The organism is Psychrobacter sp., from assembly GCF_041554015.1.
Classification (GTDB): Bacteria; Pseudomonadota; Gammaproteobacteria; order Pseudomonadales; family Moraxellaceae; genus Psychrobacter.
Genome location: NZ_JBFFMS010000031.1, coordinates 21,875 through 34,076 on the forward strand (window position 1 = coordinate 21,875; position 12,202 = coordinate 34,076).

Consider the following 12,202-nt stretch of genomic DNA (forward strand, 5'->3'; position numbering starts at 1 on the left):
ACAAAAATAATGATACCTATCTAACCGATTAAATCATTGGTAGATAGGATGATGCTTGCCTATATTAGGCAGCTCTCGCAGATTTTCAACCAGCCCAAACTGCTTATCGTCGATTCTAAATAAGACAGATGTCTTATAAAATATCACTTATAAAAGAGCAGCTATTAAAAAGCCCACGCTATCAGTGATAACATGGACTTTTTTAGACTAAATTTTTACTAATTGCTAAATAGCAAATTAGTTTTTGTCTTTATCGATGATCTTGTTGCCACCGATCCAAGGCATCATGCCGCGCAGTTTCGCACCAGTGATTTCGATTTGATGCTCAGCGTTGTTACGACGACGAGCGGTCATTGATGGATAGTTGGTTGCGCCTTCACTGATAAACATTTTTGCATATTCGCCAGATTGAATGCGTTTTAGTGCATTACGCATGGCTTCGCGTGATTGCTCATTGATGACTTCAGGACCAGTCACATATTCGCCGTACTCAGCGTTGTTACTGATTGAGTAGTTCATGTCAGCGATACCGCCTTCATACATCAAGTCAACAATCAGCTTTAGCTCATGTAAGCACTCAAAATAAGCCATTTCTGGAGCATAGCCAGCTTCAGTTAGGGTTTCAAAGCCCATTTTAACCAGCTCAACTGCGCCGCCACAAAGAACCGCTTGCTCACCAAATAGATCCGTTTCAGTTTCATCTTTGAAGGTGGTTTCGATGATACCTGAACGACCACCGCCCACACCAGCTGCGTACGACAAGGCAACTTGTTTGGCTTGACCTGAGGCATCTTGATAAACAGCGATAAGATCTGGGATACCGCCGCCTTTGGTAAATTCATTACGGACAGTATGACCAGGTGCTTTTGGTGCCACCATGATCACATCAAGATCGCCACGTGGCTCTACTTGGTTATAATGAATGGCAAAACCATGAGCAAAGGCAAGAGTAGCGCCTTCTTTGATATTAGGTTCAATCTCATTTTGATAAAGCGCTTTTTGGAACTCATCAGGCGTCAAAATCATCACAACGTCAGCAGCTTTTACCGCATCGGCAACTTCAGCAACTTTTAAGCCAGCGTTTTCCGCTTTTTTCCATGAGCCAGAGTTGGCACGTAGACCAACGGTTACATCGACGTTTGAGTCTTGTAGGTTTAGCGCGTGCGCATGACCTTGTGAGCCATAACCAATGATGGCAACTTTTTTACCTTGGATGATTGATAAATCACAATCTTTATCATAATAAACGTTCATAAACAGAGTCCTTTTCCTAAATCATGGCGTACCATGGATAAATAAACACTTAAATTATAGTCACCTTATCGACGTGATTGGTGAGATAAGCGCTATGTTGATGTTAAATAAATAAGTTTAAAATACTGCCTTTTAATAATCATAAAAGCTGATTATAGACTGAGCGTTTTGTCACCACGAGCGATACCAATGACGCCAGAACGCACCACTTCCATGATACGTTCGCGACCAATGACATCAATAAAACCATCAAGCTTAGCTTTATCGCCAACGATTTGAATCGTATACAAATTGGCATTGACGTCAACGATTTGTGCGCGGAAAATATCGGCACTGCGCTTGATCTCTTCTCGTACGCCGCCGGTTGCTCGTACTTTGATGAGCATAAGCTCGCGCTCGACGTGTACGTTATCTGACAGATTAAGCACTTTAACCACTTCAATCAATTTATGCAATTGCTTGGTGATTTGTTCTATTTTTTCAGGCGAGGTAATGGTGGTTAATGTTAAGCGAGATATGCTCGAATCGTCTGTTGGCGCAACGTTTAGCGTTTCGATGTTGTAGCCACGTTGAGAGAATAGACCAACCACTCGCGACAACGAACCCGCTTCGTTTTCCATCAATACCGAAATCAGATGTTGTTGTTGCATTAGGTACGCTCCCCTTTTGTTAGCCACATATCACGCATCGCTTGCCCAGCGATTTGCATTGGATATACATGCTCGTTACGATCGACATAAACGTCAATGAATACCAATCTGTCTGTTATTGCCATGGCTTCCGCCAATTGCGCTTCCATGGTTGCAGGGTCAGTGATTTTAATACCGACATGACCATAGCTTTCCGCCAATTTGACAAAATCTGGTAATGAGTCCATATAAGACTGCGCATGACGACCCTCATACAGCATATCCTGCCACTGCTTTACCATGCCCAATTGGGCGTTATTTAGGTTAAGGATTTTGACTGGTAAATTATATTGTAAGCAGGTCGAGAGCTCTTGGATGTTCATTTGAATAGAGCCTTCACCAGTGATACAAACCACGTCGCGCTCAGGATTGGCAAGCTTGGCAGCCATAGCATAAGGCAGACCAACACCCATGGTACCCAGACCACCTGAGTTTAGCCATTGGCGTGGCTCATTATAAGTGTAGTAAAGCGCAGCAAACATCTGATGCTGACCGACGTCACTGGTGATAATCGCGTTGCTATTTGTCACTTTATCTAAAGCTTGTACGACCGCTTGTGGCTTAATACCATTGTCGGTGCTGGTGTCATAACGCAGGCCATGACGCTTACGCCACTCATTAATCTGTGACCACCAATCTAACAGTGCTGGTTGGTCTAGCTCTTTGTCATTACCAACGATATCTAGAATATCGGTAAGGACGGATTTGACATCGCCCACAATTGGGATATGTGCATTGATCGTTTTTGAGATGGACGTCGGGTCAATATCAATATGAATAATCGTCGCATTTGGACAGAATTTTTTGACATTGTTGGTTACGCGGTCATCAAAACGCGCCCCAATTGCCAAGATAACGTCAGCATGATGCATGGTCATGTTGGCTTCATAGGTGCCATGCATACCAAGCATACCCAAGAACTGACTATCGGAGCCAGGAAAGGCACCCAAACCCATCAAGGTATTGGTTACTGGTAAGTTTAAACGATGCGCAAGAGTCGTCAGCTCTTTATGGGCATTACCTAGAACTACCCCGCCACCAGAGTAAATAATGGGGCGCTTAGCAGCAAGTAAGGTCTCAACCGCTTTTTTGATTTGACCGCTATGACCTTTTAGTGACGGCTGATATGAGCGTATAAATACCTCTTTTGGATATTCATAAGCAAATTTTTCACTTGGCGCAGTCATGTCTTTTGGCACATCAATGACCACAGGGCCTGGGCGTCCAGACTGGGCAATATAAAAGGCCTTTTTGACAATCATAGGGATTTCGCTGGCATGGCGCACTTGAAAGCTATGCTTGACGATAGGACGTGAGACACCAACCATATCGGTTTCTTGGAAGGCATCTTCACCGATCAGACTGCTAGGCACCTGACCTGCGATGACCACCATCGGCACAGAATCCATAAAAGCAGTGGCAATGGCTGTTACGGTATTGGTAGCACCAGGGCCTGAAGTCGCTAGTACCACACCCGTGTTACCAGTCACACGCGAATAGGCATCTGCCATGTGGCCTGCAGCTTGTTCATGACGCACCAGAATATGTTCAACATTGTCTTGTTGAAACAGGGCGTCATAGATATGAAGTACGGCACCGCCTGGATAACCAAAAATGTATTTGACGCCCTCATCCGTTAGTGCTTGCACCAACATCTCAGCGCCAGATAGCATCACAGGCTCATTGCTTCCTTCAGCAAGGCGGTGCTGCTTTTCAGAGAAGTTCTTGGCAGCATGACCCGTTTGGGTATGTCCGGTCATATTCGGACTTTGCGTGGTTTGCGTCACTGTCGTCACCTTTTTTTGTGGCAAGAATATGTGCCCGCTACGTCTAAGTTATGCCGTGCTATAAGACAGCATGCAGCTCAAACACAGCAATATATTTAAGGTCAGCTTTGTGGCAACAGTTTATCGATATACAGTGACAAGATGCGAGTGCATCTGTAAAAGAAGCTTATTATTTGTAATGCATACAAGCTTGCGCTAATGACAAATAGATGGATACAGAATGATAGAACAAATCTCAAAGCTTAATATTTTATCGCTTATATCACGTTATAGGATGACAAAATCTTATAACCTGTTTGATGAGGAGATGTTAAAAACACGCATGACACTCTATTTTTATAACCGCAAAATCTCACGAGACACAGTAATAATAAGTTTATTTTAGTCATTGTAGACAGATAAGTCCGGAGACAATAAATATAGCATCTGATAATCATTGCGATAATGACCATCTATTTTATATTCTTGTCACAAAGATAATAAGGCTGGATAAGCTACCGATAAGCAACCCACCGTCCTTATTTTCAAGTGCCACGGCAATATCATAAAAGCCGCTCACTGACCAATCAACTGCTATTATATTCGATGGTTTATGAGCTATTGTCAAGAAAAACTTCTAAACCCTATCCCCAACTATTGGTTATTAAACGATGTACATTCATAAGTATTATTTGCTAGAATCAAGCCATTATGTATTTGTATGGTTATCGATTCTATTAACCCTTATCTTTAATTGCACGATACTCGCATTTTTTTACCCATTAAGAGGGCCGTTACCATGACACAGGCGTCTACGATCAGCATTGCTGCCAAGCTACTTATCAGTATCAGCACTGCATGCATGTTCATGCTACCAATGAGTGCCACTCATGCCGTTCAGGTATATAAATCTATTGGCGCCCATGGCGAAGTCAAATACAGTCAATATGCGCCGCAAAATGGTAGAAATGTCGAGGTTATCGAATTCCGTAGTGATGGCAGACAGAGCAATGCTGGACAATTGGCGGGCAAAACCGACGCCAATCAGAGTGCGCCGCAAAGCGCAGAAGAACAGCGCGTCGCTCAGTTAGAAGCACGTATCAAAGAGCAAGAGGCGCAGGCCAATGCCCAACGTTGCCAGTCGTTACGTAACAATTTGACCAACCTCAATGTTGGCGGACGTATTTATGAGATGGATGCCAATGGCAAACGTCAATATTTGGATGGCCGTGAAATTGAGCTAAAGCGTGAACGTGTCCAACAAGCCATTACCCAATATTGTAGCTAATCTGCAACTTAACACGTTAAACCTTTTAGCTAAGGTAAAATCGGATAGTTTCGGACAGTTAAAAGCTGTCTGTTATGTGCTGCATCACATGGCGGACAGCTGCTGGCATATCTTTAGCTTGCAGACCTCGTTGCCCTATTAATAACGGATCACCATCGTTGCTACTCGTCCGATTAACCAAAACATCTCCCGCTAGACCGTGAATAATGACGGCTTGGTGCAAGCTGCGTAATTCATGTTCCAAATCTGCCTGTGCCAATAACCCAGCAATGACGCCTGCGAGCACATCACCCATGCCAGCGCTTGCCATACCAGCATTGCCCACACCGCACACATAAACATGTGCTTGCTCTAATTGCTGCTCCAGAATTAACGACCCTGCCCCTTTTAATACCCAGTCACCGCCATAAGTCGCTGCACATTCTGATATTGCAGTTAAACGGTCACTTTCTATCTCCGCTACTGTTTTATTTAATAACCTAGCAGCTTCCCCACTATGCGGCGTTAGGGACACTTGATGGGTTTTGCTATGTGCTTTTAACTCAGCTATCATCATAGGATTTTCTCGATGCAATGAAGCCAAATGATACAGACCATCGGCATCGATTATTAAGGGTTTACCTGCTGCTACCGCCGCCTGCAAATATTCAGTAAATAGCAGTTTTGCTTTTTCATCACGCCCTAGCCCCATACCGATAGCAACCACACTGGCCTCTTTAATTAGGTGTTTTACTCCTTTGTTATCATGTAAATCCATGCTCATGGCATCTGGCAGTGAGGTTAATAACGCCCCATGGAAAGCCTTATGACAGGCAACTGTCATTTTGCCACTGCCAGTTGCCATCGCGCTTGATGCTGATAATATGGCAGCGCCGCCCATACCTTGTGAGTTATCAATACGGTTACCACCAATGATTAATACATGCCCATAGCTGCCTTTATGACTGTTTTGTCGGCGCGGTTTTAGTCGATAAGGCGTATTAACAAGGGTAGCGATTGGCATTGGCATAAGCGCGTTATTATTTGCCAGATAAGGGATTAGCGGTATATCAATCACTTCGCCACCATAATCAAGCCCATCTTTGGTATGCAGACCAAATTTACGTGCGATTAAGCATAGAGTCACATCTGCAACTATCGCAATATGCTTAAATACTTGACCAGTAGAAGCAACCAAGCCACTCGGGATATCAACCGCGACAACCATTGCTTTAGCATGCTCGACTGCTTCGTTAAAAGCGCAAATTGCTTGCTGATACAGATTACTTGGTGCACGATTGAATCCGATACCAAATATCGCATCGATATAAACATCTGCCAGCAGCGCTGTGCTGTGTGTATCACAACCATTATCATCGCTGGTTTCAAAAGGTAGATATCTGCAACCAGCGGATAGTGCCAGCTGTAACACCTTTGCTGCGTCAGTACTTGGATTTCCATTATCTTCATCAGAGTTTTCTAGGTCATCTTTTATAGCAAAATCTTGCTTTTCAAAGCCCACCGCTATGACTTGTACTTGCCAGCCCCTTTGCTGCAAATAATAGGCGATAAGCCAGCCATCACCGCCATTATTACCGTTTCCGGCCCACACACTAACGCGGCGCGGACGATTCACGGGTCGAGAGTAAACACCCTTTTTAGCCAACTGCTCATTGAAACCTTTTTTTTCATAAAGTATTTCAATATGCTGCGCCATTTGCCAAGCTGCTTGTTGCATTAAAGCAAAGCTATCATTGCCTTGTGCAAACCATGCTTGCTCCATCGCATAGCACTGCTCACTACTATATAGCGCAACAGGTATGGTAGATTTTCTTGTAAATACATTTGACGCTAGCATGGCTGACCCTCGGTTTTTCTTATAAGGTTTGGGTAATTTTTTAAATAATTCGGCTATATATCAAAGTAAATAGACCTATATAAATCTGGTTTTATTCACATTGATACTTGCGCTCTTCGCTCACTGGCTTATCATATCCGTATTCACATTATCATTGATCGTCAGATATGAGCAATAAATCTCAAACAAACTCTCAAGCACAGCCGCCATCACCCCCTACTAGCGTCTCTAATAAAAAGATTGCTGTCAAACAGTCGCCCGTATTTGTTACCACCGCAGAGGTTAAGCAATGGATTAAAGAGACAGCGCAATCTTTAGGGTTTGCAGACTGCGGCTTTTTATCGGTACATCACCCTTTGTTTGTTAAGCAGACTGAACAGTTAAAGCTGTGGTTGGCCAAAGGCTATGAGGCACAATTACAGTTTATGCATAGCAATCATTATCTGCGTGCGCATCCTGAGCAACTGGTAGAAGGCGCAAAAACTATTATCAGTGTCCGTATGGATTACCTCACTCAAGCTCCAACACCACGTACTGTGACTGACAATGATTATCCCAATCAAGGTATCATTGCGCGCTATGCTCGAGGGCGCGACTATCATAAAATCATGCGTAGTCGCCTAAAGCAGCTGGCATTAAAGATTGAGGCGATGCTGCCTGAGTGGCACCATCTAGATATTGGCGCTGACACAGATTTTATTTTTAGACCTTTTAGCGACTCAGCGCCTATTTTTGAGCGACCGATTGCTGATGCTGCGGGTCTTGGCTGGACTGGCAAGCATACATTACTGATAAACAAACAAGCTGGCTCATTCTTTGTGCTCGGCGAGCTGTTTATGAGCCTTGAGCTACCTGACGATGAGCCAGTGAAAGAGCACTGCGGCAGTTGCAGCGCCTGCATTGATATTTGCCCGACCCAAGCCATTGTCGCCCCTTATGAGCTTAATGCCTCAGCCTGCATCTCGTATCTTACGATTGAACACGACGGCATCATTGATACTAAATACCGCCGCGCTATTGGCAACCGTATTTTTGGCTGCGATGATTGTCAGCTGATTTGCCCATGGAACCGTTATGCCAATCTGACCCCCGTAGAGGATTTTGCGCCAAGGCATCGCCTTGATAGCAGCAGTTTGCTGGAATTATGGCAATGGCAAGAAGCAGAGTTTATGAAAAAGACCGAAGGTAGCCCACTTAGACGCACCGGTTATGTGAATTTTCTACGTAATATCGCCATTGGTCTTGGCAATGCCACTGCTAATCAAGCAGTCATTGAAGCATTACAAGCAAAGCTGGGATGTCATAATGACATGCTTGATGAGCATATAAATTGGGCAATCACTGAACAGCATGATAAATTGGATAGTATATCTATGAATCAATAGCGGTCTGATTTGATACTTTTAAATAAAAAAACACCCCTTAAAAGAGGTGTTTTTTGTAAGTCATATCTTAATGACATTGTTCTTAATGACATAATATGTAGATACTTGAACGATATGGCTACTTGGGAATACGCAATACTTGACCCGGATAAATTTTATCTGGATCAGATAACATCGGCTTATTGGCTTCAAATATCTTCATATAATCGCCTGTTGAACCGTAAACATCTTTTGCAATTTTAGATAAGCTATCACCAGATTTTACAGTATACATCGTCGACTCAGGTGACTGCTCTTCAATATCGATATTATCAATGACTTTAGCCACGTTTTGTACGTTACCAATGGCGATGATTGCTTTTTCACGATCCGCTTGGGTTTTAGCTTTACCGCTAATCTCCGCCGTATCGGTTGAGCCATTATATTTAACTTTTAAGTCGCTGATATTGAGATTCTGCTGCTGAATGCGACGAAGTAAAATATTGGCTACTGACTGCGCTGAAGGCTCAGTGCTCTGTACTGGCGTATTGGCATCTGCTTTGGTTTCCGTTTTAGCATCATGCTTGTCATCGTCACGGTTAAAAATTTTATCACCAATGTCTTTTGCAAAACTGAACATACCCATATAGCTACTCCCTTAAAATATTATTAGTTATTATGCATCATTATTGTTTATGACGATGATAACGTATTATCGGTTATCATCATTTTTGTTTACCACAATGAGTATAAGCAAAGGATCAGCTGATAAACAGTAAGAGTATGTTGAGTAATGTTGATTTGGCGTAGCCAATGTTAACGTAATTGTTAATGAGTTAGAGATGTATGATAAGAATAAAGGTTTGAAGGAATCACGAATATAAAAAAACCGCTTATCGATTAAGATAAGCGGTCATATCGAACGTCTTGAGCAAGTTGCTAATTATAGCTGTGCTTGTACGTAGTCGATTGCTTTTTGTACAGTCGTTAATTCTGCTGAATCTTCATCAGGAATAGTGATGCCAAAATCGCTTTCAAATGACATAACCAACTCAACTAAATCCAGTGAATCAGCGCCTAAGTCTTCCATGAATGAAGCATCATTGTTGATGTCTTCAACATTCATACCTAGTTGCTCAGCTACGGCAGCTTTAACTCTTTGCTCGGTATCATTACTCATGTAGTTTTCTCCTTTTTGATCTATTATTTTGACAAACTACCATAGTCGCATGGTTTAGCTACTATAGCATTGTATATAAATGGGATTTTCAGATCCATATGGCCATCTGAGTGTATTATAACAAGTGATATATCTTAACTAATATCTAGTAAAGCCTTGCTATCATACAGGGCTTTGACTTAAAAGTATTCGACATTATAGCACCCTTTATTATAGTTTACACTCGTTCACACAGTTTTTTATTATAAGTATGTAACGCTTGAAATTTAGCCCTAATAAGTGATCTCACATTTAGGCAAAATCTACTAGCAAACTGCTACATATACATGCCGCCATTGACTGGCAGAACCGCCCCTGTGATATAACTAGCTTCGTCACTGGCTAAAAACAGTACGGCAGCAGCGATATCCTCTGGCTGACCCAAACGGCTAATAGGTACCGCATCTAACATTGAATTCAATAAGCGCTCATCAAGCTCATCCGTCATGTCGGTTTCAATCAAACCTGGCGCCACGCAATTAATGGTCACTTGACGTGAGCCAATTTCACGCGCAAGCGTACGGCTAAAGCCCTCTACGCCAGCTTTAGTTGCCGCATAGTTAGATTGACCAGCATTACCCATTTGGGCAACCACAGAGGTAATATTGATGATACGACCACGGCGCGCTTTCATCATGCCGCGAATAGCACGTTTGCTCATACGGTAGACAGACGTTAAGTTGGTATCGATGACATTGTCCCAATCTTCATCTTTCATACGCATCAATAAGCCATCTTGAGTGATGCCAGCATTATTGACCAATACCTGAACAGCGCCATAAACACTTTCGATCTCTTCAAATAGCTTGTCAATTTGCGCCGTATCGCGTACATCTAACACGCGACCAATACCGCCGCTATCATTTAGATAGTCATCAATTTGTGCCGCCCCTTTTTCAGTGGTTGCAGTCCCAATGACAAAGTGCCCTTCTTTGGCAAAACGTTTGGCGACGGCTTTGCCGATACCGCGGCTTGCGCCTGTGACTAATGTGATCGTACGACTCATAATAATACCTCCAGCAATTTGTCTAGACGAGCAGGCTTGTCAGTTGGATAGCTGATAATAGGCTGCGCTTGACGCTTCGCCAAATTACTCAGAACGTTACCACTACCACACTCGATTAAAATATTAATTTGTTTGTCTGCCAGCTCTTGCATGGTTTTTGACCACAGTACTGGCTGACTTAATTGTTCGGTTAACGCCTCTTTGATACCGACCGCACTGGATTCAACACGTGCATGGCGGTTTTGAATCACAGGAATCGTCGCCTGATCAAATTTGATGGCGGCAAGCTCTGCTGCCAGTGCGGTACTAGCAGGCTCCATCAAAGCGCAATGTGACGGCACACTGACCTTTAATGGAATGGCTTTTTTGCCCGTATTTTGGACTTTATCAATGACGGCATTCACGCCTGCCGCATTACCAGAAACCACCACTTGCCCTGGGCTATTAAAGTTTGCAGCGCCAACAATCGCATGCTCTACATGCTCGGTTGCTTGCTCACACAAATTTTCGACTCGGTGATCCTCCAAACCCAGTACTGCTGCCATCGCCGTATCAATGCCCACCACAGCGTCCTGCATCAATTGCCCACGCTTATGTACCAGTTTGACGGCATCAGCGAGTGACAGCACGTTAGCGGCGCAAAGGGCGCTATATTCGCCAAGAGAATGACCGGCTAGGTAGCAGGGCTTATCCGTTATTTTTTGTTGTAAGATACGCCAAATAGCGATACTAGCCGTTAATAATGCAGGCTGGGTATATTGCGTTTGGTTCAGTTTTTCTTCATCTTGACAGATTGCCCACAAATCTTCGCCTAATGCTGCACTTGCTTCAGTAAAGGTTTCAAGAATTTCAGGATAGGCTTCAGCAAGCTCGCTTGTCATACCAACCACTTGTGAGCCTTGCCCAGGAAACAGTATCGCAATACGTGTTGGTTGTTTTTTTATCATATCGGGTACAGAGCCCATAACCAATATTCCTTATTTGATTGGAAACACCCCTAGCGTGAATGGGGTTCATCGTAGAGTTAAAGACTATAATAAGATATTAATTTTATAGAGCAATTACTGTCACTAGTCCTTTAAAACAGCATACTCTCATGAAACTATACACTGACATTGGTCATTAACAAAGCTGCTAAAAGGTTAATTGCTTGTCTTGCTCCGATAAGCCCCATGATGTGACTCATACTAGATCGCTAAAATAGCTCCTGCTTTATAGCTGATAACCTAAAAAGGACATCAAAAGCAAACAGTCAATAACCAGCATTAAAAACCAATAATGAACATTACCACTAAAAAACTCATAGCAAAAAGCCAAGTTATCTAGCCACATAATATATGATAGCGAAATAACTTGGCTTTCATTAGCTCAAACCAATTGCTTGAAAACAGCGTGATAAAGAATATCGACAGTCATAAAAACCATCATCTCTAGCAGCCATCAAATAACAATAAATTAAGCGTCTTGACTTACTTTAAACAACTGACGACCACGATAAAAACCATCTTTGGTCATGTGATGACGACGATGTTTTTCACCAGTAGTAGCATCAACGCTTATTTCAGCGATTTCCATACGGTGATGTGAACGGCGCATGTCACGACGTGAACGACTTTTACGACTTTTTTGAACGGCCATGATATAGCTCCTATACTTAAAAGGGATAAGCTTGAAATTCAGCTTTAATCGACACTGACAGAGGCTATATAATCACAACAACCTAAGTCTTACGCATCATTAGTTAAATAGATTGCCACGTATTAAAGTGTTGATTACGTC

The 12,202-nt window shown here is 42.9% G+C and carries 11 protein-coding genes; 2 read left to right on the forward strand and 9 right to left on the reverse strand.

Annotation, left to right across the window (positions count from 1 at the left end; all coding sequences use genetic code 11):
* Window positions 1-237: 237 nt before the first annotated feature.
* From ilvC to ABYU67_RS08875, 3 genes are all read right to left on the reverse strand, one after another.
* On the reverse strand, window positions 238-1,254 hold the full coding sequence (gene ilvC / locus ABYU67_RS08865) for a ketol-acid reductoisomerase (RefSeq protein ID WP_372844643.1): 1,017 nt from the start codon (window positions 1,252-1,254) through the stop codon (window positions 238-240).
* A 152-nt stretch (window positions 1,255-1,406) separates the two neighbouring features.
* Window positions 1,407-1,904, reverse strand: a complete 498-nt coding sequence (gene ilvN, locus ABYU67_RS08870; RefSeq protein ID WP_372844644.1) for an acetolactate synthase small subunit — start codon at window positions 1,902-1,904, stop codon at window positions 1,407-1,409.
* Complete coding sequence (locus tag ABYU67_RS08875; RefSeq protein WP_372844652.1) at window positions 1,904-3,616, reverse strand: acetolactate synthase 3 large subunit; 1,713 nt, start codon at window positions 3,614-3,616, stop codon at window positions 1,904-1,906. Before ABYU67_RS08875 ends, ilvN begins: the two co-directional genes overlap by 1 nt.
* Window positions 3,617-4,508: 892 nt before the next feature.
* Between ABYU67_RS08875 and ABYU67_RS08880 the strand changes: the two genes are divergently transcribed.
* On the forward strand, window positions 4,509-4,997 hold the full coding sequence (locus ABYU67_RS08880) for a DUF4124 domain-containing protein (protein WP_372844645.1): 489 nt from the start codon (window positions 4,509-4,511) through the stop codon (window positions 4,995-4,997).
* 58 nt (window positions 4,998-5,055) lie between these two features.
* On the opposite strand, the gene ABYU67_RS08885 is transcribed toward ABYU67_RS08880, so the two are convergent.
* Complete coding sequence (locus ABYU67_RS08885; RefSeq protein WP_372844646.1) at window positions 5,056-6,834, reverse strand: NAD(P)H-hydrate dehydratase; 1,779 nt, start codon at window positions 6,832-6,834, stop codon at window positions 5,056-5,058.
* A 167-nt stretch (window positions 6,835-7,001) separates the two neighbouring features.
* On the opposite strand from ABYU67_RS08885, the gene queG reads away from it, so the two are divergent.
* Window positions 7,002-8,219: a tRNA epoxyqueuosine(34) reductase QueG gene (queG, locus tag ABYU67_RS08890; protein WP_372844647.1), complete on the forward strand. Its 1,218-nt coding sequence runs from the start codon at window positions 7,002-7,004 to the stop codon at window positions 8,217-8,219.
* A 118-nt stretch (window positions 8,220-8,337) separates the two neighbouring features.
* Here queG and lysM read toward each other — a convergent pair whose 3' ends face one another.
* The 5 genes from lysM to rpmF all read right to left on the reverse strand — a co-directional run bounded on the left by lysM (window position 8,338) and on the right by rpmF (window position 12,061).
* The gene (gene lysM, locus ABYU67_RS08895) at window positions 8,338-8,844 is read right to left on the reverse strand and encodes a peptidoglycan-binding protein LysM (RefSeq protein WP_372844648.1); all 507 of its coding nucleotides are present in this window, start codon (window positions 8,842-8,844) and stop codon (window positions 8,338-8,340) included.
* Window positions 8,845-9,141: 297 nt separating this feature from the next.
* Entirely contained in the window at window positions 9,142-9,378 is a 237-nt protein-coding gene (acpP, locus tag ABYU67_RS08900) for an acyl carrier protein (protein ID WP_011279816.1), read from the reverse strand.
* Between the two features lie 316 nt (window positions 9,379-9,694).
* Window positions 9,695-10,429 carry a 3-oxoacyl-ACP reductase FabG gene (gene fabG, locus ABYU67_RS08905; RefSeq protein ID WP_226939375.1) on the reverse strand — a complete coding sequence of 245 codons (735 nt, stop codon included), beginning with the start codon at window positions 10,427-10,429 and terminating at the stop codon, window positions 9,695-9,697.
* Window positions 10,420-11,388, reverse strand: coding sequence for an ACP S-malonyltransferase (gene fabD, locus ABYU67_RS08910; RefSeq protein WP_372844649.1), 969 nt, complete (start codon window positions 11,386-11,388; stop codon window positions 10,420-10,422). The genes fabG and fabD overlap by 10 nt, the downstream gene beginning before the upstream one ends.
* A 490-nt stretch (window positions 11,389-11,878) precedes the next feature.
* Window positions 11,879-12,061 (reverse strand): 50S ribosomal protein L32, encoded by a 183-nt coding sequence (gene rpmF / locus ABYU67_RS08915; protein ID WP_011512869.1) that lies wholly within the window; start codon window positions 12,059-12,061, stop codon window positions 11,879-11,881.
* Window positions 12,062-12,202 lie beyond the last annotated feature (141 nt).

Excerpts from the sequence above, each read along its gene's own strand:
- ilvC (WP_372844643.1), bottom strand. The coding sequence starts at position 1,254 with ATGAACGTTTATTATGATAAAGATTGTGATTTATCAATCATCCAAGGT.
- ilvN (WP_372844644.1), bottom strand. The coding sequence starts at position 1,904 with ATGCAACAACAACATCTGATTTCGGTATTGATGGAAAACGAAGCGGGT.
- ABYU67_RS08875 (WP_372844652.1), bottom strand. The coding sequence starts at position 3,616 with ATGCTATCTGGCGCTGAGATGTTGGTGCAAGCACTAACGGATGAGGGC.
- ABYU67_RS08880 (WP_372844645.1), top strand. The coding sequence starts at position 4,509 with ATGACACAGGCGTCTACGATCAGCATTGCTGCCAAGCTACTTATCAGT.
- ABYU67_RS08885 (WP_372844646.1), bottom strand. The coding sequence starts at position 6,834 with ATGCTAGCGTCAAATGTATTTACAAGAAAATCTACCATACCTGTTGCG.
- queG (WP_372844647.1), top strand. The coding sequence starts at position 7,002 with ATGAGCAATAAATCTCAAACAAACTCTCAAGCACAGCCGCCATCACCC.
- lysM (WP_372844648.1), bottom strand. The coding sequence starts at position 8,844 with ATGGGTATGTTCAGTTTTGCAAAAGACATTGGTGATAAAATTTTTAAC.
- acpP (WP_011279816.1), bottom strand. The coding sequence starts at position 9,378 with ATGAGTAATGATACCGAGCAAAGAGTTAAAGCTGCCGTAGCTGAGCAA.
- fabD (WP_372844649.1), bottom strand. The coding sequence starts at position 11,388 with ATGGGCTCTGTACCCGATATGATAAAAAAACAACCAACACGTATTGCG.
- rpmF (WP_011512869.1), bottom strand. The coding sequence starts at position 12,061 with ATGGCCGTTCAAAAAAGTCGTAAAAGTCGTTCACGTCGTGACATGCGC.